The sequence below is a fragment of the Zobellia alginiliquefaciens genome, assembly GCF_029323795.1.
GTDB lineage: Bacteria > Bacteroidota > Bacteroidia > Flavobacteriales > Flavobacteriaceae > Zobellia > Zobellia alginiliquefaciens.
The window spans coordinates 528835-551288 of record NZ_CP119758.1 but is presented as its reverse complement, the minus strand read 5'-3'; the positions used below and the strand labels follow the sequence as shown (position 1 = coordinate 551288).

General features: G+C 36.9%; 17 protein-coding genes and 1 tRNA gene. 7 read left to right on the top strand and 11 right to left on the bottom strand.

What is annotated here, in order from left to right; all coding sequences use genetic code 11:
* Positions 1-35: 35 nt before the first annotated feature.
* From P0077_RS02295 to P0077_RS02270, 6 genes are all read right to left on the bottom strand, one after another.
* Positions 36-1367, bottom strand: coding sequence for a carboxypeptidase-like regulatory domain-containing protein (locus P0077_RS02295; RefSeq protein ID WP_276167555.1), 1332 nt, complete (start codon positions 1365-1367; stop codon positions 36-38).
* 216 nt (positions 1368-1583) lie between these two features.
* Complete coding sequence (gene rluF / locus P0077_RS02290) at positions 1584-2315, bottom strand: 23S rRNA pseudouridine(2604) synthase RluF (RefSeq protein WP_276167554.1); 732 nt, start codon at positions 2313-2315, stop codon at positions 1584-1586.
* 99 nt (positions 2316-2414) lie between these two features.
* Positions 2415-3635, bottom strand: coding sequence for a DUF3999 family protein (locus tag P0077_RS02285; RefSeq protein ID WP_276167553.1), 1221 nt, complete (start codon positions 3633-3635; stop codon positions 2415-2417).
* Positions 3619-5988, bottom strand: coding sequence for a DUF2339 domain-containing protein (locus tag P0077_RS02280; RefSeq protein WP_276167552.1), 2370 nt, complete (start codon positions 5986-5988; stop codon positions 3619-3621). The genes P0077_RS02285 and P0077_RS02280 overlap by 17 nt, the downstream gene beginning before the upstream one ends.
* Positions 5989-6174: 186 nt before the next feature.
* Positions 6175-7317, bottom strand: coding sequence for a serine hydrolase (locus P0077_RS02275; RefSeq protein WP_276167551.1), 1143 nt, complete (start codon positions 7315-7317; stop codon positions 6175-6177).
* Between the two features lie 34 nt (positions 7318-7351).
* Entirely contained in the window at positions 7352-7603 is a 252-nt protein-coding gene (locus P0077_RS02270; protein ID WP_276167550.1) for a hypothetical protein, read from the bottom strand.
* Between the two features lie 304 nt (positions 7604-7907).
* Between P0077_RS02270 and P0077_RS02265 the strand changes: the two genes are divergently transcribed.
* The 6 genes from P0077_RS02265 to P0077_RS02240 all read left to right on the top strand — a co-directional run bounded on the left by P0077_RS02265 (position 7908) and on the right by P0077_RS02240 (position 17460).
* A complete protein-coding gene (locus tag P0077_RS02265; RefSeq protein WP_276167549.1) occupies positions 7908-8840 on the top strand; it encodes a peptidyl-prolyl cis-trans isomerase in 933 nt (310 codons plus the stop codon).
* Positions 8833-10293, top strand: a complete 1461-nt coding sequence (locus P0077_RS02260; protein ID WP_276167548.1) for a peptidylprolyl isomerase — start codon at positions 8833-8835, stop codon at positions 10291-10293. The genes P0077_RS02265 and P0077_RS02260 overlap by 8 nt, the downstream gene beginning before the upstream one ends.
* Positions 10294-10298: 5 nt before the next feature.
* Complete coding sequence (locus tag P0077_RS02255; protein ID WP_276167547.1) at positions 10299-11252, top strand: AAA family ATPase; 954 nt, start codon at positions 10299-10301, stop codon at positions 11250-11252.
* A gap of 365 nt (positions 11253-11617) precedes the next feature.
* Positions 11618-14392 carry a bifunctional aconitate hydratase 2/2-methylisocitrate dehydratase gene (locus P0077_RS02250; RefSeq protein ID WP_276167546.1) on the top strand — a complete coding sequence of 925 codons (2775 nt, stop codon included), beginning with the start codon at positions 11618-11620 and terminating at the stop codon, positions 14390-14392.
* Between the two features lie 165 nt (positions 14393-14557).
* Entirely contained in the window at positions 14558-16825 is a 2268-nt protein-coding gene (locus tag P0077_RS02245) for an aconitate hydratase (protein WP_276167545.1), read from the top strand.
* Between the two features lie 77 nt (positions 16826-16902).
* Positions 16903-17460, top strand: a complete 558-nt coding sequence (locus P0077_RS02240; protein WP_276167544.1) for a TlpA family protein disulfide reductase — start codon at positions 16903-16905, stop codon at positions 17458-17460.
* Positions 17461-17525: 65 nt separating this feature from the next.
* On the opposite strand, the gene P0077_RS02235 is transcribed toward P0077_RS02240, so the two are convergent.
* The 5 genes from P0077_RS02235 to P0077_RS02215 all read right to left on the bottom strand — a co-directional run bounded on the left by P0077_RS02235 (position 17526) and on the right by P0077_RS02215 (position 21444).
* Positions 17526-17981: a sterol desaturase family protein gene (locus P0077_RS02235; protein WP_276167543.1), complete on the bottom strand. Its 456-nt coding sequence runs from the start codon at positions 17979-17981 to the stop codon at positions 17526-17528.
* A gap of 1 nt (position 17982) precedes the next feature.
* On the bottom strand, positions 17983-18822 hold the full coding sequence (locus P0077_RS02230) for a phytoene/squalene synthase family protein (RefSeq protein ID WP_276167542.1): 840 nt from the start codon (positions 18820-18822) through the stop codon (positions 17983-17985).
* 10 nt (positions 18823-18832) lie between these two features.
* Positions 18833-20290 (bottom strand): phytoene desaturase family protein, encoded by a 1458-nt coding sequence (locus tag P0077_RS02225; protein WP_276167541.1) that lies wholly within the window; start codon positions 20288-20290, stop codon positions 18833-18835.
* A 21-nt stretch (positions 20291-20311) separates the two neighbouring features.
* Complete coding sequence (locus P0077_RS02220; protein WP_276167540.1) at positions 20312-21208, bottom strand: MerR family transcriptional regulator; 897 nt, start codon at positions 21206-21208, stop codon at positions 20312-20314.
* 152 nt (positions 21209-21360) lie between these two features.
* Positions 21361-21444: transfer RNA gene (locus tag P0077_RS02215), tRNA-Leu, on the bottom strand.
* Between the two features lie 606 nt (positions 21445-22050).
* Between P0077_RS02215 and P0077_RS02210 the strand changes: the two genes are divergently transcribed.
* The gene (locus P0077_RS02210) at positions 22051-22452 is read left to right on the top strand and encodes a response regulator (protein ID WP_276167539.1); all 402 of its coding nucleotides are present in this window, start codon (positions 22051-22053) and stop codon (positions 22450-22452) included.
* Positions 22453-22454 lie beyond the last annotated feature (2 nt).

Sequence of the window (22454 nt, the reverse complement as noted above, 5' to 3'; positions counted from 1 at the left end):
AATGACCGATTTTGTACTCTATATTTTTTGTTGTTCTAAGGAATGGAAGTTCCTCCGTCAGAATTTGCTCTCCGCAGTTGGCGTTGAATTTTCTTTATAGCGGATTCAATAGACTTCTCGGGTTCTATAATATTGTATTGGCCCCAAAAATCAGGGTCCGCAAAACCTATGGCTTCATCACTAAGAATAATGGAAGTTTTGATTCTGTCCTTCGCTTTTGGGAACTCGGTAGCAATATTTTTCTTCCAGTCGGTGACGGCCATTTCACAGGTCATACTATAAATAGAATTGAATAGTCGTTTATCCCAATTTATTTTAAACTCTAAGAGTACATTGCTATAGGAATAATACCATTTTCCATTTTTTTCTCGGTAATCTACTCGGTAGGCTACATCGGTTGGCCATACTTGGGCGTTTCTAGGTTTCCTTCTGACAAATAAGCGTGCTGCCAAATCTTTATCCGTAATATTCAAACTGTAGATGGCACTGGTAAGAATCTTGTTTTCGGCATCTATATAGAGTTTTCCTTTATATAAGGGGTCTATAACCTGCGAATTCTGTTCAAAATTAATAACATACACCAATTTGTCATTTACCCGTGTAGAATGGTCAAATTTAAATATGTAGTGGTCTAGTGTTTCTTGGGAGAAAATGTACTCCGGATACTTCATAATGTCTACAAAAAGCGCATTAAAAGGTCCGCCCTGTAGTTTTAATGCTACAGTGTCCAACTTATTATAGTCGGTGCTTTTTCTAGCTTTGTATAGTCTTACACCATCTTTTTTGAAAGATGTATAAGGTGTTTTGTAAATGTTTACCACCGCTTCCGACAGGGATACATTTTTTCTTCGTTTTTTAATCGTTTCTCTATAGAACGCGGTCATTAAGGTAGGGTCATCAAAATAATTCTCTCCTTTCTTTTTAAGTACTTCACGTACCAATGCTTCGGCATCTTTAGGGACTTCAATGTTGACCTCTGGCAACTCGGTAATCGAAATATCCATAGTAATTTTACTCTTCTCTTTATCAAGTTGAGTTAATGGGATAGTTTTTGTGCTGTAGCCCAAAAAGGATACGATTACATTTGCATCACCCATGTCATTTGGGATTTTTAAAGAGAATTCCCCTTCTGTATTTGTGATTGTACTGATGTTTGATTTTTCAATAGCTAGTGAAGCGAATACTAAAGGTTTCTTCGTTTTTGAATCTTGAACCTCCCCTTTGTATAGCGTGTATTCTATTTCTTGCTGCGTGTCATCTTGAAAGAAAGCAGAAGCATCTTGAGTGCCTGCCACCACGACTAGCAACATTAGAAAAAATGCAGTGACCATGAATTTTTGAGTATACTTTGTATGTTTTTGTATCATGACAGTAATTTTTAAAGGCACAATTATGTAGTTCTCTCTAAGTTAGTGATTTTTAGTGAAATAAGAGTCTATAGGGTCATTTATATTAGAGATGGGTTTTTAATACATAAACTGCCGGAATTACAACGTTTACGCCCGGAAAAGGATTTTTGCGGATTTACCACGGGAAAATGTTCCTTGCTTTTTATAAGTAGAAGTGAAGAAAGATAAGCCCAGTTAGGAATGTGTTTTTGACGAGGAAGATACGAGTCTGTTTATTTCCTCTAGTTCGGCATCGGTCAGGTCTCGCCATTTACCAGCGGGAATATCTAATTTTACGTTCATAATACGTATCCGTTTTAATCGCTCTACATTATAGTTTAAATATTCGCACATGCGCCTAATCTGTCTATTCAGACCTTGTGTTAATATAATTTTGAATTCGTATTTGCCTATTTGCTCCACTTTACATTTGCGCGTCACTGTGTCTAGAATAGGAACGCCATTTTGCATACGTTCTATAAAATCTGGAGTAATGGCACGGTCAACCGTTACTAGATATTCTTTTTCATGATGATTGCGGGCGCGTAGAATTTTGTTGACTATATCACCGTCATTGGTCAAGAATATAAGACCCTCACTAGGCTTGTCCAGTCTTCCAATAGGAAAAATCCGTTTTGGGTAATTGATATAATCAATAATGTTGTTTTTTTCAACTCTAGTATCGGTTGTGCAGACAATGCCAACAGGTTTATTAAAAGCGAGATAAACGGGTTTTTCTTTAGGTTCTGAAATTAATTTGCCATCTACATGTACTTCATCACCTTCGGTAATTTTGGTGCCCATTTCAGGAACCTTTCCATTAATGGTCACACGGCCTTGGTCAATTAATTTGTCAGCTGCACGGCGTGAACAATAGCCAACTTCACTTAGGTACTTGTTTATTCTGGTCTGTTTAGGTTCTTGCACGCTTCTATAGTTTAAGAATGCAAATTTACGGGATTCTAGATTGGTATACTAGAAGAAATATTTAAGGATGAAGCCTGTCTGAAATCGGTTTTTAGAAAATCACCTCTTTGCCATCATTCGTAACGTAAACCAACCCAAAACCAGAATAATAATACCCATTACCATCCAGAGCCAAACCTTGCTTTCAAACAACGGTTTTTTTATATTCTTTTTTGGTTTTAAAATTTCTTGAACTTCTCCTAAATCTAGAGAAGGTACATTTTTAGGGATAGAAGGTGTTATTTGTTGAATGTCATATTGAGGGCTTTGCGCATTTTTCTTACCATAAACTAAAAAATAGTCAGCTTCATTATCAAAACGGGCAACTAATTCATGATTATATCCTTTTATTGTAGCAGATTCTATCTGTAAGGCTTGGTTGTCACTGTTTTCTACAATTACTCTTATTTTTTGAGTTAGTGTGGTAAATTTAAAACCGGTAGTATCAACTGAGGACAAGGTGCCTCTATAAAGATTTTTGTAGGTGTACTTAAGACCTTTTTCAGTTTGTATGCTGTCTGATATATATTGAAGCGTTATTGGTCTGTAATAATCTACCTTGTCAGAAACATTCAATTTTAAAAAGCTAATCGGTAACCGTTGATTTACATCAATATCTACAACCGTAGTTTTACCTTTTTGATCAATATTCATAAAGGTAGTAGGGTAAGTGTTATACTTAGCGTTCACAGAACCATCCAAGCTTATCTTTGCTTGGGATAATTCTGGTTTTACTTTACTTTTAATAAGTAAACGGTAGTATTTGTATTTGGATGAAGGGAAGTTTAGAGTGCTAAATCTGTAATTGGTTTGGTCATTTTTAATGGAGAGAATACGGTACTCATCTAGTATCTTAAACCACTTATTTTGAGTTTGGCTGCCTTCAAGAACAACATGCCAATTAAAATTAGTTTGATTAAACCGAAGGTCTATTTGGTTAATAAGTTCCGTAGTAGGAATTTCATAGGTAAAATAATAACCATCTTTGTTGGAAGCGGTATTCAAAAGTTTAAATGCCGTCTCCTTTGTACTATTCTTTTCGGAAGCTATTTTAAGAACATACGGTGCTTCTAGCGTATCCTTTTTGGTTATACCATAAATACGAATATCCGAAAGAGCATCATTCGCTTCGTTAAATACTTGGTTGGGCAGGGTAATTGTATGCCATTGTTCGGAAATGCCTTTTAATTCTTGCTTGTATCCATACGTAGAGAGCTGACCAAAGGCCATAGTGCAATACCATAATCCAAAGAAAGCGAACAGTTTATTTTTCAGTTTCATCTGAAATAACATTTTTGTATTTATTATAAAGAAATGAGACTATAAGCAGTAATACGCCCAAGGAGACAAAAACGATAGTTTTTGAAATGGTATTAAGTGATGCTATGTCATATAAAAAGAGCTTGGCAAGTGTAACACCAAATAAGGAAATAGCCCCAACACGTAGGTATTTTCGTTGTTTGTATATGCCAAGGCCAATGAGTAGTAGCGCATATACACCCCACAGTATGCTAAGACCTAGTTTATAAGATTGGTCAGAACCTGCTAGATCCATCCAATTTAATAATTCACTGCTAAGAATCCATAGAATAGAAATGTGCGTTATGATTTCAATAGGAATTTTTAAGTTCATATTCATAAATGCACGTTTGGATAGTTTAACGAGTGCAATCCATAGCAAAGTAAAAAAGGCAAATGAAACATACCGAATTATAATATTCATTGTGCCAATTTCATAGTATTCGGAAAGTTCACGGTCTATATAGCTTTCACGTAATTCGCTCAAAATATAGAGTCCCGCAGTTAGAAAAAGGAAACTAACGGCAACACCTGTCACTAGAGTGCTAATACCCAGAATTCTATTTTTGATTTTCTTAAAGTTTACAAAGGAAAGAATCGTTAAGAATAAAAAGGTGTAATTAAAAAGCCAGATACTTCCATAGTCCTTTAAGTCATAGTTGTACTCACTATAACCATATACATCATCTGGTTTTAACTCCACTTCCGATGCCGAAAATATGGATTTCCAATATTCTTCTATTTCTAAGTAAATGGACATATAAGAAACAAGTAGTAAAATAATGGGAATCACAAAAGACATAACCACTGCTAGTTTAGGGGCAGGTTTTTCTTGTGACGAAATCCTGAATTTCTGATTTACCCAATTAATGAAGCCAAAAGCAGTTAAAAATAAGACAGAGGTTAAAAAGTAACTATTCAATATGGGTTTTAAATCATTGTGTGAATAGTAGCTTTCATAACCTATACTCCAATCTTCGGTAAGGCTTGTAAGTGCCAATACCATAAGAGGGTACGACAAATATTCGTAAAAGGAAACGTCCTTAGTGCGACCTATGTAAAAAAGTAAAGCTGCTTGTAACGTCCATAATAAAGTAACCCAATTTCCATCTAACTGCACGGGTACGGCAATAGTTATAAATACCAGTACTAAGCCCGCAACTAAATGAAATAGATTTCTATCGGCTAGTTTTTTCTTGAACAAGACAATGCTTACCGCAAAATGGATAATGGCATTTGCCAACGTAAAGGCGCCCAGCAAGTCCTTTCCAGTCTCATGACCGCTTAAAAGATTATATCCTAAGCCAAAGAAAATAAATGAATTTAAGAGCAGTAAGATAATATCACTTTTTAAAAATTGTTCTTTTCTGATTAATTTATAGGCTAGAAAAGCCGCATAAAAAATGGCGAAGAATATAGTTAAGTAAACAAATGCAAGAGTGAAATGCTCTGATGTTCTGTACGAGAAAATCATCCATGAAGCATAGATTAAATAGGTAAATATAAATGCCGAGTAGAAAAGAGGTTTCCAATATTTTTTGAATGAAATAACAAGAATACCCACGTTAATAATGGCCATGTAGGCAAACAAAGTAGATACGCTGCCCGAATTGTTACTCAATAAAAATGGCACGGCGTACGCACCTACAAGACCAATATGTGCAATGACCTGTTTGTTATAGTTTAATGCGGCCACCACTCCAAAAACCGTAAAAACCAGCATTAGGGCAAAGGCCATTAATTGTGGGAACAATTCATAGAAACTGTACGCGGCAAAAGTGATGAAATAGAGAATGGACAAAGCTCCGCTAACCAGAACGGCGCTATAATTTTCATACTTGTCTTTCAGTTTTATACCGAAGCCTAAGAGACCTAAACCAGATAGATATCCTAAAATAATACGGGTAAGTGGACTAATTAAATCGTTTTCAATAGAGTATTTGGCGCCTATAGCTACGCCAATTACTGTTATGGCTATACCAATTTTATTGATGAGGTTCTCCCCAATAAACTTTTCAAGATTGGATTTTCCTTTTGGTTTCTGTGTTTTTTTAGGTGGAACCGGCTGTATTATTGGAGCTTCAGCAGTTTTTTTAATTTCCTCCTGTTCACTTTCGGTAGATACAACTGCATCGGAAATTTCAGGAGCTTCTGGTTTTTCTACAGTAGGCTCAGGAAGGACTTTTTTGGCAGCAAGTTGATCTGGGCTAAGTTTCTTTACAGCTTCAATTTCTTTGTAGAGCGCCATTAATTCTTTCGCAAAACCCTCTTGTTTACTCAGGAGTAGTTCAAGTTTTTGGTTTAGCTGGTCAATTCGGTCTTGGTGGTTGGGCATGTTGAGATTCCTTTTTTGTGGCTCACTAATTTATATTTGAGCAACAGAACTAACTGGTATAACGGAAAATCAAATAATTTATTGATAAGAGTTTTGCTTATATCTGAAGTGGGGGTGAGAGGGAGTTAAAGCAAAAGGTAGCGGTTTTTCATTTTTAAGTACAGCCTTTAATCACTATTTGTAGGTTTAGTGTTTTCGGCTTAGCTCATAAACGTAAAGCTGTCTGCCTAATTCAGCTAAAAACGGAATACCTACTTCTTCATATTCATACGTGTTGTCATTAAAAATACCGTTCTCATTGACCAACAAAGTGGCAGTTATCATAAACTCTATGTTGTTTTCTGTGTCTTTTATGTATGCACAGTCAGTTAAGGTGCCATAGGCAAAACCTACTTTGTTATAGATTTCAATACTATCCGGGATAGTATCTTTAGTATCACCGTACATAAAGAATTTACAGTAGCCATCTGGGTATATATGTGGGTCGTACCCTGCTTTTCTGGGAACGGTATGCATTGCATTTAATAACACTGCACGTTGTTCTTCGCCCAGGTTAAAGCGCTCTTTTGGGGTAAAATTTTCTGGAAAGATAATTTGCTTTAAAAGTGCATCTTGAGCTTCAATGGGGTAGTAGTTTTTCAAGCTGAAATCAAAAGGTTCGGACATTAAGGAGTCTTCATCATAAAAGCCTTCTCCTTTCCTAATATTTTTGAGCTCCAACGGTTTTGGGTATGTATTTATGTGTTTTGATAACATGCGAACGGTGCTATCGTTCTCATAAATTATTAGTGGTTTTGTAGTGGTATTATCATCATTATTCCCTAGTCTCTGCCAAATCCTAACCGGCGAAACTCCTTTTCTTTTCAAAACCGAATTGATGGTGTCCTGGCCTAAGAATTCAATTAACCTGTTATTGGCATCATTATCACTAATCGCAAATATTTGTGTGATGACTTCGGAGAAAGTAGTTTCAATAGAATCACCTTCAACATAAAAACGAGTGTTGAGGTTCAGTGAGTCCATTTGGTTTAAACGCGAAAGAGCTACTACTGCCGTCGGAAATTTTACCGTGCTGGCAGGATAGAAATAGGTACTTGAATCAACTTGAAAATCAAAATTTGTAAAAGAAACCTGGTTGTCTTCCCTATCAATTTGTGTGTATCTAATTTGAACCTCGTGCTGTTCTAAATTATCCATCACCCTTTTTATTTTTGGAGCGTCAGAAGTCAGTATGGTCTCAAGTGGGTTGCTTATTTTTTCTTGTTTTTGGGGAGAACAAGAAATAGAGATCAATAGACTTGACGCTATAAAGGTGACTTTTTTGAACATGCTATTTTTAAGGTTTAAATAAAAAAGAGAGTGGTTAGTTTTCTGTGGATTCAGTATAAACCTCTCCACGGTGTGGCTTTAACGCATCTCTAACAGCTATCATTTCGGCTTCGTCAACTACCATGAATGCAATGCTATACATGTCATTAAAATCTTGGGAACCTGTTATGTTATGGTTTGTTTTTTCAATTGCAATAAATTCTTTCAGGTGTATGACATGGTGTTCCGCTGTCTTTTGTGCGGCTGGTCCTCTAAAATCCCAGATCAATTTTATTTTTCTGCTCATAAAATAGGTGTTCTTTGCTCGATTATTGAGATTAAATGCCCCAAGGCTTCCCTTAAAATTAAAGTGTATTCTTTTTAATGCCTTGTGGGCTTGTCTTAAGGTAATTTACTTTGTGCATGTGTTAAAACAATTTCAATTTAGGTTTTTAGCCCTTGCTTTAAACTAAATTTTCGATGTATTTGAAATAACTGTGGGGCAAAAGTAGTATCGTTTCGTTTAAAACAGCTCTTCTGCCGACGCTATTTTTGAAAACGGTCAAGATTGTGTAAGTAACGGATTACGTGAGAGATTAAAAAGTCTGTTAATGACAAGTACCTCTATTGCCCACCATATCAGATTTGTTATTTTTGTCCCCATGAAATTAAAAATATCACCATTGCGCTATTTGGTTCGTTGTTCGGCCGTTATGGCTCTAATAGTTCTTTTTGTAGGCTGTGGTTCTTTTTTAGCAAAGGACGAACCTGAGTATTTGGCACGCGTGGGTGAGAATTATTTGTACAGGGAGGATGTGGCAAAACTATTGGCCAAAGGTATTTCTAAAGAAGATAGTGCATCTTTTGTGACGAACTACATCAACAATTGGGCATCTAAGCAATTGTTGTTGGGTAAGGCTAAAATAAATCTTCCTGAAGAAAAATTGGCAGAATATGATGTTTTGGTGTCCGATTACCGAACGGATTTATATACTAGAGCTTATAAAGAAGCGTTGGTTCAACAGAGTGGGGATACGGTAATCAGTAGTTCTCAGCTAAATGGTTTTTATGAGCGAGAAAAAGAAAATTTTAAGCTCAAGGAAAAGATTGTCAAACTGAGGTTTGTAGAACTGCCTACGCAATTTTTGAATAAAGAAGACGTAATAAGTAAGTTGAAGCGTTTTAAAAAGAATGATATTACATATTTAGATTCTATTGGAGTGCAGTTCAAGAAACTAAACTTTAACGACTCTATATGGGTAAGTGCGGCAAGGGTTATTGAAGAAATACCTCCCTTAACCTTTGAAAATGCCAGTAAACACCTAAAAAAATCACAATTTTTTGAGTTGGAGGATGCAAACGGGGTATATTTGGCAAAGGTTACTGATGTGCTTGATATTAATGACATCGCTCCACTATCTTTTATTGAACCTACGATCAAGCAGGTGTTACTAAGTAGAAGAAAACTTGATTATTTAAGAAAACTGGAAACAGAGATTATAGATGAGGCTATTAAAGAGAAAGAATTTGAAGTTTATGAGTAAAGTGAATAAGTACATTGCTATTATAGGATGCCTGTTGATTACAGGAAGTACTTTTGCTCAAGAAACCGAAGAAGTTGTTGAAAGTCAAGAAACAGCTTCGGAACCGATAATGGATGCTGAAGCCAGTATAGAAACGGACTCGGTTAAACCAAAGAACAATTTTAAAAAAATTAAGTTAGACGGTATTTCTGCGGTTGTAGGGGACTATGTTATTCTAGAATCGGATATAGAGAAAACTTTAATCGATTTAAAAAGTCAAGGTGTTTCTACGGAAGATGTCACCCGTTGTGGTCTTTTAGGTAAATTGATGGAAGACCGTTTATATGCGCATCAGGCAGTTCAGGATAGTCTCTTGGTTTCAGATGATGAGATTGCAGCAACTACTGACCGTCAAATACAGTCTTTTGTACAGCAGACGGGTTCCATGGAGAAACTGTTGAAGTTCTACAAAAAAGAAGATGAAGCTAGTCTTAGAGAAGACATCAATAAAATTAACAAGCTACGAATGCTTTCTGAGAAAATGCAGTCTAGTATTGTTGAGAAAATAGAAATAACACCAGAAGAAGTTCGTCAATTTTTTAATAAGATACCAGAAGATGAACGTCCGGTTTTTGGTGCAGAAATGGAAATTGCTCAAATTGTTAAATCTCCAAAACCTACAGAAAAAGAGGTTCAGGATGTATTGGATAAGCTGAATGAGATTAAGGCAGATGTAGAAGATAATGATGCAAGCTTTAGCGTAAAGGCTATTTTGTATTCTCAGGATCCGGGGTCTAAATCAAAAGGTGGTTTTTACAGTATTACCAAAGACACTGGTTTTGACAAGACCTTTAAAGATGTAGCTTTCAGTTTGGCGGAAGGTGAAGTTTCGGACCCTTTTGAAACGCAGTTTGGTTACCACATTATTTATATTGAAAAGATAAGAGGTCAAGAATTGGATTTACGTCATATTCTAGTGCAGCCTAAAATTTCGCAAACGGCCTTGAATGAGGTAAAGGCGGAGTTGGATACTATTCGTAAGCACATCATGGAAGGTAAATATTCTTTTGCTGATGCCGCACGTAATTTCTCAGATGAAAAGGAAACGAAGTTTGATGGTGGTCTCTTAAGAAATCCTACCAATTTTGATTCTCGTTTTGAGTTGACAAAAATGGATCCCACACTTTATAATCAAGTACGTAACCTAAAGGATGATGAAATTTCTTATCCGTTATTGGAAGAAGACCCAAGGGGTGGAGGTCCAAAATATAAAATATTGAAGGTTACCAACCGTTATGATGAGCACGTAGCGGATTTCTCCAAGGATTATATTAAGATCCAACAATTGGCTAAAACTGAAAAGCAGTACAAAGCGATTAAGAAGTGGATGGACGAGCATATAGAAGATACCTATATCAGTGTAAACGAAGACAACAGAGACTGCGAATTTGCCAATAACTGGGTAAAAGAATAAAGTGCATGTCAGACGTTCAGGCGATCCATCAACTTGTAGAAAAACATCAGGAGCTTAAAAAGGAAATTGCCAAAGTAATTGTTGGACAAGATAAGGTAATAGACCAAATTCTTTTAAGTATTTATACCGGTGGTCACTCTTTGTTGGTTGGTGTTCCCGGGTTGGCAAAAACTTTAATGGTAAATACCATAGCCCAAACTTTAGGGTTGGATTTTAAACGTATTCAGTTTACTCCGGATTTAATGCCAAGTGATATTCTAGGTAGTGAGGTTTTGGATCAGAACCGAAACTTTAAATTTATAAAAGGGCCTATTTTTGGAAACATCATTTTGGCCGATGAGATCAACCGTACGCCACCTAAAACTCAAGCGGCTTTGCTTGAGGCGATGCAAGAGCGTGCAGTGACCATTGCAGGAGAACAGCACAAACTAGAACTTCCTTATTTTGTTTTGGCTACTCAGAATCCTATTGAACAAGAAGGTACGTACCCACTTCCGGAAGCTCAGTTAGACCGTTTTATGTTTGCTATTGAGCTGAAATATCCTTCTATAGCCGAGGAAATAGAAGTGGTGAAAAGTACCACTTCAGATAGATCGGTAACCGTACAGGCTTTATTCAATGCCAAAGAGATAATAGAGGTTCAAAAGCTGGTACGTCGTATTCCAGTTCCGGATAATGTTGTAGAGTACGCTGTAAAGTTGGTAAATGCTACACGTCCAAATTTAGAGACGGCAAGTGATTATGTAAAACAATATATAGATTGGGGAGCAGGTCCAAGAGCATCACAAAATCTTGTTTTGGCGGCTAAAGCACATGCGGCAATACAAGGTAAGTTTTCTCCGGATGCCGAGGATGTCCAAGCTGTTGCTACCGGAATTTTGAGGCATAGGATTATCAAAAATTACAAAGCAGAGGCTGAAGGTATTTCGGAAGAAGCTATTATTGGTAAATTACTCTAGCTAAAAATTAACACATCACCTGAAAATTCATAAGTTTTCTACCTTTCTTTGTTTAGTTAGTGTAAGAAGAAAGCAATCTTCTGATCAATTTCTAAAAAAGGTATGAATCCTAAGGTAAAAGTTTTATTTGCGCTCCATATTTTCTTAGTTTTACGGGATTGAAACAACTCAAACGAATTCGGTAATGACATCTCATATGGTAACGGTCAGAGGGATATTTTTTCATTTGATTATTACATGTTAAAAGGTGCGCTCAATGCTGTTTTCAACCTTTAATTTTAGTTGTGATATTATAGTGTGAAATTGATGGTGAACAATTTAGACTATTTTTTCATAGCTGATTTAACACTCAAACCATTTTTTAAATGAGCATTTATAAGGATTACCTAAAGGAGATCGAAGAGCGTAAAGGTCAAGGTCTTCACCCAAAGCCAATTGATGGCGCTGAATTACTTAGTAAAATTATTGAGCAAATTAAAGATGTGGATAATGAGCACAGAGAAGAATCTCTAAACTTTTTTATCTATAATGTTTTACCAGGAACTACAAGTGCTGCTGGAGTAAAAGCGAAGTTCTTAAAAGAAATTATTTTAGGGGAAGAAGAAGTAAAAGAAATTTCTCCGGAGTTTGCTTTAGAGCAATTATCGCACATGAAAGGCGGCCCTTCAATAAAGGTTTTGTTGGACATTGCTTTAGGGTCGGATGAAACTTTGGCCAAACAAGCCGCTGAAGTATTAAAGACACAGGTTTTTCTTTATGAAGCGGATACATCTCGTTTAGAGGAGGCTTTTAATGCCGGAAGCGCAATAGCAAAGGATGTTATTGAAAGTTACGCTCAAGCGGAGTTCTTTACGAAGTTGCCTGAAATAGATGAGGAGATTGAGGTAGTAACTTATATAGCCGGCGTTGGTGATATTTCTACGGATTTACTTTCTCCAGGAGGTGATGCACACTCACGTTCAGACCGTGAACTTCATGGTCAGTGTATGTTTGAGCACAATAAAGAAATGCAAGCTGAATTATTAGCTTTAAAAGAGCAACACCCGGATAAGCGTGTGATGCTAATTGCAGAAAAAGGAACCATGGGAGTTGGGTCTTCAAGGATGTCAGGTGTAAACAATGTGGCATTATGGACAGGTATTTCTTCTAGTCCCTATGTGCCTTTCATTAATATAGCCCCTGTAATTGCGGGTACGAATGGTATTGCCCCTATTTTCTTAACAACGGTTGGTGTAACCGGTGGTATTGGTTTAGACCTTAAAAACTGGGTAATCCAAAAGGACGAAGAAGGCAAAACAATTCGAGATGAAGATGGAGAGCCCGTATTAAAAGAAATGTATTCTGTAAAAACGGGTACGGTGCTTACCATTGACACAAAAGAGAAAAAATTATATCACGGTAAAGTTGAACTGAAGGATGTTTCTGCAGCATTTACGCCACAGAAAATGGAATTCATGAAAGCAGGTGGTTCTTACGCTGTTGTCTTCGGTAAAAAATTACAAACATTTGCGGCTAATGTATTAGGTATTGATGTTCCTCAAGTCTATGCTGCTTCAAAAGAAGTGTCGATTGAAGGACAAGGATTAACGGCAGTTGAAAAAATATTCAATAAAAACGCAGTAGGTACATCAGGAGCTACCTTACACGCGGGTTCTTATGTTCGTGCAGAAGTAAACATTGTGGGCTCACAGGATACTACAGGTTTAATGACTTCTCAAGAATTAGAAATGATGGCTGCTACGGTTATTTCTCCAATTGTTGATGGAGCATATCAGTCGGGTTGTCATACAGCTTCTGTTTGGGATGATAAGTCTAAAGCAAATATTCCGAGGTTAATGAGCTTTATGAACGACTTCGGTTTAATTACCGGTCGTGATCCAAAAGGGAAGTATTTCCCAATGACAGATGTTATTCATAAAGTATTGAATGATATTACCGTTGGTGATTGGGACATCATCATTGGTGGGGATTCTCACACACGTATGTCCAAAGGTGTCGCTTTTGGAGCAGACTCAGGAACAGTGGCTTTAGCATTAGCTACAGGTGAGGCATCCATGCCAATTCCAGAATCGGTAAAAGTAACCTTTAAAGGTGAAATGAAATCCTACATGGATTTCCGCGATGTAGTACACGCTACACAGCAACAAATGTTGAAGCAGTTTGGAGGTGAAAATGTATTCCAAGGCCGAGTAATCGAAGTACACATCGGAACGTTAACTGCAGATCAAGCGTTTACATTTACAGACTGGACGGCAGAAATGAAAGCAAAAGCTTCAATCTGTATTTCAGAAGATGAAACACTTATAGAATCTTTAGAGATTGCTAAAGGTCGTATCCAAATCATGATCGATAAGGGTATGGATAACGAAAAGCAGGTGCTTAAAGGCTTAGTAGATAAAGCTGAAACGAGAATCACTGAGCTTAAAACGGGAATTAAACCATCGTTAAGACCAGATGCCGATGCTGTATATCACGCAGAAGTAATCATTGATTTAGATGAAATTGCTGAACCGATGATTGCAGATCCAGATGTAAATAACGAAGATGTTTCCAAACGTTACACACACGATACAATTCGTCCATTATCATACTACGGAGGAACCAAGAAAGTAGATTTAGGTTTCGTTGGTTCTTGTATGGTGCATAAAGGTGATATGAAAATATTAGCGCAAATGTTGAAGAACATTGAAGCGCAACAGGGTAAGGTGGAATTTAAGGCGCCTTTAGTTGTTGCCCCTCCAACCTACAACATTGTAGATGAGTTGAAAGAAGAAGGCGATTGGGATGTCCTTGTAAAGTACTCTGGCTTCGAATTCGATGACAGCGCACCAAAAGGATTGGCACGTACTAAATATGAGAATATGTTGTACTTGGAGCGACCAGGTTGTAACCTCTGTATGGGTAACCAAGAAAAAGCAGAACCAGGGGATACCGTAATGGCAACATCAACACGTTTATTTCAAGGTAGAGTGGTAAAAGATTCCGGTGAGAAAAAAGGAGAATCATTATTATCTTCAACTCCGGTGGTTGTATTATCTACAATATTAGGAAGAACACCTACTATGGCAGAATATGAAGCTGCTGTTGATGGAATCGTATTAACAAAGTTCAAGCCATCTACTAAGCAACTAGTGAGGTAATTAGAGAATATTTTTTATCGAGATGAAGGCCTGAGTATTCTTACTCGGGCTTTTTTCTTTCTTCTTTTTATAATCATTCTTAATTTCATATGTGCTCTTAAAATCAGTGTACATTTCGTATCTTGTACGGGTAAGATAGATTAACAATTATTATAAATAATTTTTATGGCTTTTGACATAGATATGATTAAAAAAGTCTATGCTTCCATGGCGGAACGCGTAGACAAAGCAAGAGAGATTGTAGGTAAGCCGCTTACACTTTCTGAAAAGATTTTATATTCTCATTTATGGGATGGTAGCCCTACAGAAGCATTCACCAGAGGAAAGGATTATGTTGATTTTGCTCCGGATCGTATTGCTTGTCAAGATGCTACGGCTCAAATGGCTTTGTTGCAGTTCATGCAAGCTGGTAAGCCAAAAGTTGCTGTGCCGACTACTGTGCACTGTGATCACCTTATTCAAGCGAAGAGTGGTGCTACAGCTGATTTAAAATCGGCTAATAGTACCAGTGCGGAGGTGTTTAACTTTTTAGAATCGGTTTCTAATAAATATGGAATCGGTTTTTGGAAACCAGGAGCAGGGATTATTCACCAAGTAGTACTGGAAAATTATGCTTTCCCTGGTGGAATGATGATCGGTACGGATTCACACACGGTAAACGCCGGTGGATTAGGTATGGTTGCCATTGGTGTTGGTGGGGCAGATGCCGTTGATGTAATGGCAGGAATGGCTTGGGAGTTGAAATTCCCTAAATTAATAGGGGTAAAGTTAACCGGGAATATTTCCGGTTGGACTTCGGCAAAAGACGTTATTCTTAAGGTTGCAGGTATCCTTACGGTAAAGGGTGGTACAGGCGCAATTATTGAGTACTTTGGAGAAGGTGCAAAAAATCTGTCATGTACGGGTAAAGGAACCATTTGTAACATGGGTGCGGAAGTTGGTGCCACTACATCTACTTTTGGCTATGATGACTCTATGGAGCGCTATTTAAGAGCTACAGATAGAAATGATGTGGCGGATGAAGCTAATAAAGTAAGAGAATATTTAACTGCCGATGATGAGGTTTACGCCAATCCTGAGCAGTATTTTGATGAAGTTATTGAGATTAACTTAGATGAGCTTCGCCCTCATTTAAATGGACCGTTTACTCCAGACTTAGCTACACCAGTGGGTGAGTTAGGGACAAAAGCAAAAGAAAACGGATGGCCTTTAAAGGTTGATTGGGGATTAATAGGTTCTTGTACCAACTCTTCATACGAAGATTTAACAAGAGCGGCTTCCATAGCTCAACAGGCGGTGGATAAAAAGATAAAATCCAAATCGGATTTTGGTATTAACCCGGGATCGGAGCAGATTCGTTATACGGCCGAGAGAGATGGTATTCTAGAGGTTTTTGAAAACCTTGGAGCTACGGTCTTTACGAATGCTTGTGGGCCATGTATTGGTCAATGGGACAGAAGTGACTTAAAGGGCGAAGAGAAGAATACCATTGTTCACTCGTTCAATAGAAATTTCTCCAAAAGAGCTGATGGTAACCCAAATACGCATGCGTTTGTAGGTTCTCCAGAAATGGTGGCTGCTATAGCAATATCTGGTCGTTTGGATTTTGACCCAATGAATGATACATTAATCAATGAAGATGGTGAGGAAGTTAAACTAGATATGCCATTAGGTATAGAATTGCCTCCACAAGGGTTTGCAGTTGAAGATGCAGGTTACTTAGCTCCGGATGAAGATGGTTCCGGTGTAGAGGTTAAGGTTTCTCCAGATTCTGAAAGGTTACAATTGTTAGAACCGTTTACTCCCATAAAGGACGAAAGTTTAATGGGAGCTAAATTGTTGATCAAGGCTTTTGGTAAATGTACTACAGACCATATTTCAATGGCCGGTCCTTGGTTACGTTTCCGTGGTCATTTAGATAATATTTCTAATAACTGTTTAATTGGTGCGGTCAACGCATTTGGTAAGAAGACCAACTTTGTAAAAAACCAATTAACGGGAGAGTTTGCAGGTGTTCCGGATACGGCGCGCGCTTATAAGGCGGCGGGTGTGAGATCTGTGGTTGTAGGTGATCACAACTATGGTGAAGGTTCTTCTCGTGAGCATGCAGCTATGGAGCCAAGACATTTAGGCGTTGCAGCGGTTATAGTAAAATCTTTCGCGCGTATTCATGAAACAAACCTTAAGAAACAAGGTATGTTAGGATTAACATTTGCCAATGAGGCAGATTATGATCTAGTACAGGAAGATGATACTTTTAACTTTGTTGATATTGCCGAGTTTGCTCCGGACAAACAACTAACTTTGGAGTTGGTGCATGCAGATGGAAGCAAAGATGTAATTAAGTTGAACCATACATACAACCAACCTCAAATAGATTGGTATAGAGAAGGTTCTGCATTGAACGTCATTAAAAAGGAAAATGCAGCTTAGTCAATATTGAAATAGTATATAAAAGCTCCCGTTAATTAGCGGGAGTTTTTTAGTTTTGGCCCTAGCTAATACTTTTTATGAAAAGAAAAACATTCTTTACGCTCATTATCATGGCCTTTGTGCTTTCCTTTTTTGTAACTCCGGTAGGGTATTGGGGCAAGGTGTGGCTTATGCGTTTATTTGCTTCACCTCCAGAAATTATTGCTGTAGAGGATAGGGAGAAAATAAGTGGTTACGACTGGAAGCTAAAGGATGCCAATTGGGACTATTTCAACTTTAATAAATCCGAAGGAAAAGTACTGTTCATTCACTTTTGGGCTTCATGGAATACCCCCAGTGCCGCAGAGCTAAAGGGTATTCAAGAGCTTTATAACACTTATTCGGACAGAGTGGATTTTTATATTATTACGAACGAGGAACGAGAGCCTGTAGAAGAGTTTATGGCAAAAAATAAATATATTTTTCCCGTAACCTATAGAATTGTAGGTGCCGACTCGCCATTTAAGATACCGGAGATTCAGGGTACTTATATAATAGATAAAAATGGAACTATTGTAGTGAATTCTAAAGAAACCCATGATTGGAATAATGCCACGGTAACCGAACTTTTAAATAGCCTGATAAATAAACCTTGATGACTTTATCAAATCTGTTCGTTGATTGAAAGATGAAATAACCAACGTAGAGTCTAGTTGCCGAGCTAAGTCTTATTCTTAAAATAACGAAACGGAACTAGGAGCATACCAAAACATTCACCATCTTTTTTGCCTAAATGTTTGTGGTGCATTTTGTGGCCTCTACGAACCCCTTTCGCATACCAATGGTCTACATTTCGGAAAAGCTTAAATCGTTGATGAATAAAAATATCATGAACAAGAAAATAGGCAATGCCATAGGCTAGAATCCCAAACCCCAATGGCCAACCGTACCAAAATGAAGTTTGTGAGCCCATGTAAAAAAGAATCATGCTTACAATGGCATAGAATATAAAAAAGGCATCGTTTCTTTCAAACCAACAATCATGGTCTTTTTTGTGATGGTCCTTATGCAAACTCCATAGAAAACCATGCATAATGTATTTATGGGTAAACCATGCCATAAATTCCATGAAGGAAAATGTGCCAAAAAATAGGGCTATCCAAATAACTGTTTTCATTCTAAACTAAATTCAATTTATAGTTTACATATGATTTTGCCAAAACACCGAATTTTTCATAGTTGGGAACGCGAATACGAACCTTTCTAATTTCTAAAGACGGTGTGCGCTGCAACTTTTTCAATAATTGATAATAGTATTTATACGCGGTATACACACCAAATTTAGCTTCGTTAGGTAATTGCAATATACCCGAATAGGCTATTTGAAAATCGGCTTTGATTTCGTTAACGATTCGGGTTTTTGAGGCTTCATCTAACATCGCTAAATCCGTGTTGGGAAAATAGCTTCGGTTTAATTCTTCAAAATCACTCTTAAGATCCCGTAAGAAATTCACTTTTTGAAAGGCAGAGCCTAATGCCATCGCGGTTTCTTTTAAGCTGTTATATTTTTCAATATCACCTTTTACAAATACTTTAAGACACATTAGGCCCACCACATCGGCAGAACCGTATATGTATTCTTTGTATTCTTCATCAGTTCTGTACACGGTCTTATATAGGTCCATTCGCATACTTTTCATGAAAGCGGCGACCAGCTGATAGGGTATTTTATATTTATGATAGGTGTATTGGAACGAATTTAGAATAGGGTTTAGGCTAATGCGGTGTTCCAAAGCATCTTTAAGACTGACTTCAAACTGATTGAAAAGCCTTTCTTTATCATACTGGTCAAACGAATCAACTATTTCGTCTGCAAACCTTACAAAACCATATATGTTATAAATGTCAGCCCTAATAGAGCGAGATAACATCTTTGTGGCCAATGTAAAAGAGGTGCTATAAGACTCTGTAACTATTTTGCTACATTGGTAGGAAACTTTATCGAAGAGAGCTTTCATAGTATGGGTTTTAGACGTTCTGATTGATCAATTGAGAAACAAGTTTGCCTGAAATTAAAGCCGGAGGAACGCCAGGGCCCGGAACGGTTAGCTGGCCGGTAAAATATAGATTCTTTACTTTTTTACTTTTTAAATTGGGCCTGAGAAAAGCAGTCTGACTCAAGGTATTGGCCATACCATATGCGTTGCCTTTATATGAGTTATATTGCTCTACAAAATCGTTCACACAGAAAGATTCTTTAAAAAGTATATTTTGTCTTACACTTTGTTGTGTACGTTTTTCAAACCGGTCCATTATGATATCAAAATACTGTTCTCTTAGTTCAGGTGTATCCGTCAAATTTGGGGCAATTGGAATTAAGAAAAAACCAGTTTCCGAGTTTTTAGGAGCCATAGAAGAGTCGGTCACAGAAGGAAAATTTGCGTAAAACAAAGGGTCTTCTGGCCAGCTGGGCAGGTCGTAAATTTCATTTGCATGACGCTCAAAATCAGTGTCGAAAAAAAGATTGTGGTGTTCAATATTTTTGAGCCTGATATTAAAACCTACATAAAGTAATAAAGAGGAAGGGGCAAAGGTCTTTTTGTTCCAATAAGCTTTTGAATATTGACGGTATTTAGGTTCAAGTAAAGATTCCGAATGGTGGTAATCCGCTCCACAAAGGATAACATCAGCCAAAATATCTTTTCCGTTTACCTGTATCCCAATAGTTTTATTATTTTCTACGTTGATTTTTTTTGCAGGAGATTTAGTACATATATTAACCCCAAGTTCCTCTGCCAAATTTTTCATAGCCTTCACAATTTCGTACATACCACCTTTGGGGTGCCAAGTACCCAAACCAAAATCGGCATAATTCATGAAATTATAGAACGAAGGCGTTTTATTGGGTTTGGCTCCTAAAAAAAGGACGGGGAATTCTAGTGTAGATACTAATTTTTTATTTTTAAACTTTTTACGCACTTCGCCGCTAATGGTTTTGAAAAATTGATCCACGCGCAAGGCTGTTTCAGGAGTGATAAGTTCTAATGGAGAAAGCCCGGGGCGCAGTACAATTTTGTTGATTGCTATGTCATAGTTCTTTTGAGCCTTTGCAATGAAGTTTCTGAGGTGCGGGGCACTTCCGGGTTCTATACGTTCAAATTCTTTGCAAATATCATCCATACAATCCCCAATGGTAATGTTGTCATCGGCAAAGAAAATCTTGTAAGCAGGGTTTAGTTTATCTAGTTGGTAGTAATCTGAAGTTTTCTTTCCAAAGTCGTTAAAGAAGGATTCAAATATATCCGGCATCCAGTACCAACTGGGACCCATATCAAATATAAATCCATCTTTATTAAGTTGTCTGGCTCTACCGCCTATAGTTTCGTTTTTTTCATAAATAGTTACCTCATGACCTGCTTTTGCCAGATAGCACGAAGCGGATAACGATGAAAAACCTGAACCTATTATGGCAATTTTTTTTTGCATTACTTTTCTATAAAAACATATTTAAAGTCGCTTAATAATTTTATCCATTGATGAAAAAATTTCTATTGAATTAGGTAGACTTCCCATATCTAAGTGTTGGTTATGGTGTCCTAATAACCAGAGTTTTGTATTTGGATATTTAGAAGAAAGCAAATGAAACTGGTTCAGGTAATCGTTGATTTTGTCCTTAGAAGGGGATACTGTAAAAGAGGATATAAATGTAGTATTGTCAAAAACCTTCATTACCTCTTCTAAATTTTCAAGTGGAACAGTCTGTCCTAAGTAGATTGATTTATAACCTCGGGAAACAATCTCATAATTTAAATAGAGAAGACCTATTTCGTGAATTTCGCTCTCGGGCAAATAGGCAACAAAAGTAGTAGTACTGTTCAATACGCCTTTTTCTTGCTGTTCTTGCGTGTTTATTAGGATTTTTTGTTTTATGAGATTGGATATGAAATGTTCGTGTGCAGGACAAATAGTATCTGTCTGCCACAATAGTCCCAATTCATTTAACAGCGGTATAAATACTTCCTTAAAAATTTCTGAGAATGATTTTTCAAGAAGAAGGGTTTGGTATGTTTTGGAAAAAAGCTGCTGATCAAAATTAAACATGGCCAGCTTAAAGGAATTAAAAATCTGGCTATTATGACTCTCTGAAGTCAGTTTTGTTACGAGCTCAGGAATTTTGGACTCGTTTAAATTAGCAATTTTAGATATTTTGTGCCCATTACTATATAGAAGGGTAATGTTTAATAGCTTCTGTAGACTTTCTAGACTGTACCTTCTAATGTTAGTGTCTGTTCGTTCAGGAGAAAGTAGGTTGTACCTTTTCTCCCATATTCTGATTGTATGCGCTTTAATGCCGGAAAGGTTTTCCAGGTCTCTTATGGTAAAAGTCTTTCTTATATTGTTCATTCTTTTTGAAAAAAAGTTAAACAAATCTACTGATTTTTATTCGTGAAAGGAGTGATGTACGTGCTCTTTCGCTAAAAAAAATGATTTGATAAAGAGAAGATAAGAAATCTAGACATAAAAAAACCATCAATGAGAATTCATTGATGGTAATGTGCGCACGAGAAGACTCGAACTTCCACGGCCTAGTGGCCACCAGCCCCTCAAGCTGGCGCGTCTACCAATTCCGCCACGTGCGCATAAGAGTTTTTTAAAGCGATGCAAAGATACTATAACTTTCTAATTACGCTTCATTAAATTTAAAGATAGTGAACATTGACTTTAACGAACTTTAGAGTCTTCGGAGAACATTTCTGAAGTTTTTAGTACCATTAGGGTACGCAAGGCTAACCATTGGTTACTTAATGGACCTGCTTTGAGTTTTGAACGAATTTTGTTTTCAATTTTTTCTAGAATTTCAAGAAACAGATGGTTATTGCTTTGGCCATATTTTGTAAATATGTTTTAATTGAGATGCAGCCCTAAGTTAGGTTTGTTGATGAAATACAAAAATGGGGGAGATTTTACTCGATAATCGAGATTAAATGCTCCGAGGCTTGCCTCGAAATTAAGGTGTATTCCTTTTAATACCTCGCGGGCTTGCCCCGAAGTAGTTTACTAAAATAGAATAATTGCCGGAAATAGGGAGTAAAAGATTGCTTTTTAATTGATTACATGGGCTTCGGACAAAATCTTTAACCTATTTAAAATACCATTCACCTACAGTTTTTTTCCATTCGTCTACACCTAGTTAAAATTATATTATTTAATTTGGAGATTTGTATTCAATTTAATTACAAATAATTATGGATATTTTATTAATCGAAGATGATGCTATAGAAGTAATGAAATTACAGCGTACTGTAAAGAAATTAGAACTTAAGCATAATATTATTGAGACTAAGAACGGCGAAGACGCACTAGAGATTCTTAAATCAGGGAATAAACTACCGGATATTATACTGTTAGACCTCAATATGCCAAGAATGAACGGGATTGAATTTTTGAGCATTCTTAGAGCTGATGATGTTCTAAAATATCTTCCTACAGTTATTCTTACAACATCTGAAAATAGAGCTGATTTGTTGGAATGTTACAAAATTGGTGTAGCCGGCTATGTTATAAAGCCTTTAAAATATGAAGAGTATGAGTCTAAGCTTCATAAGGTTCTTCAATATTGGGATGTCAATCAATTAGTGAAAGGCTAACA

What these genes read in the sequence shown, in the direction of transcription:
- P0077_RS02295 (WP_276167555.1), bottom strand. Translation starts at nt 1,367, where the DNA reads ATGATACAAAAACATACAAAGTATACTCAAAAATTCATGGTCACTGCA.
- P0077_RS02285 (WP_276167553.1), bottom strand. Translation starts at nt 3,635, where the DNA reads ATGAAACTGAAAAATAAACTGTTCGCTTTCTTTGGATTATGGTATTGC.
- P0077_RS02280 (WP_276167552.1), bottom strand. Translation starts at nt 5,988, where the DNA reads ATGCCCAACCACCAAGACCGAATTGACCAGCTAAACCAAAAACTTGAA.
- P0077_RS02275 (WP_276167551.1), bottom strand. Translation starts at nt 7,317, where the DNA reads ATGTTCAAAAAAGTCACCTTTATAGCGTCAAGTCTATTGATCTCTATT.
- P0077_RS02270 (WP_276167550.1), bottom strand. Translation starts at nt 7,603, where the DNA reads ATGAGCAGAAAAATAAAATTGATCTGGGATTTTAGAGGACCAGCCGCA.
- P0077_RS02265 (WP_276167549.1), top strand. Translation starts at nt 7,908, where the DNA reads ATGACAAGTACCTCTATTGCCCACCATATCAGATTTGTTATTTTTGTC.
- P0077_RS02260 (WP_276167548.1), top strand. Translation starts at nt 8,833, where the DNA reads ATGAGTAAAGTGAATAAGTACATTGCTATTATAGGATGCCTGTTGATT.
- P0077_RS02255 (WP_276167547.1), top strand. Translation starts at nt 10,299, where the DNA reads ATGTCAGACGTTCAGGCGATCCATCAACTTGTAGAAAAACATCAGGAG.
- P0077_RS02250 (WP_276167546.1), top strand. Translation starts at nt 11,618, where the DNA reads ATGAGCATTTATAAGGATTACCTAAAGGAGATCGAAGAGCGTAAAGGT.
- P0077_RS02245 (WP_276167545.1), top strand. Translation starts at nt 14,558, where the DNA reads ATGGCTTTTGACATAGATATGATTAAAAAAGTCTATGCTTCCATGGCG.
- P0077_RS02240 (WP_276167544.1), top strand. Translation starts at nt 16,903, where the DNA reads ATGAAAAGAAAAACATTCTTTACGCTCATTATCATGGCCTTTGTGCTT.
- P0077_RS02235 (WP_276167543.1), bottom strand. Translation starts at nt 17,981, where the DNA reads ATGAAAACAGTTATTTGGATAGCCCTATTTTTTGGCACATTTTCCTTC.
- P0077_RS02230 (WP_276167542.1), bottom strand. Translation starts at nt 18,822, where the DNA reads ATGAAAGCTCTCTTCGATAAAGTTTCCTACCAATGTAGCAAAATAGTT.
- P0077_RS02225 (WP_276167541.1), bottom strand. Translation starts at nt 20,290, where the DNA reads ATGCAAAAAAAAATTGCCATAATAGGTTCAGGTTTTTCATCGTTATCC.
- P0077_RS02220 (WP_276167540.1), bottom strand. Translation starts at nt 21,208, where the DNA reads ATGAACAATATAAGAAAGACTTTTACCATAAGAGACCTGGAAAACCTT.
- P0077_RS02210 (WP_276167539.1), top strand. Translation starts at nt 22,051, where the DNA reads ATGGATATTTTATTAATCGAAGATGATGCTATAGAAGTAATGAAATTA.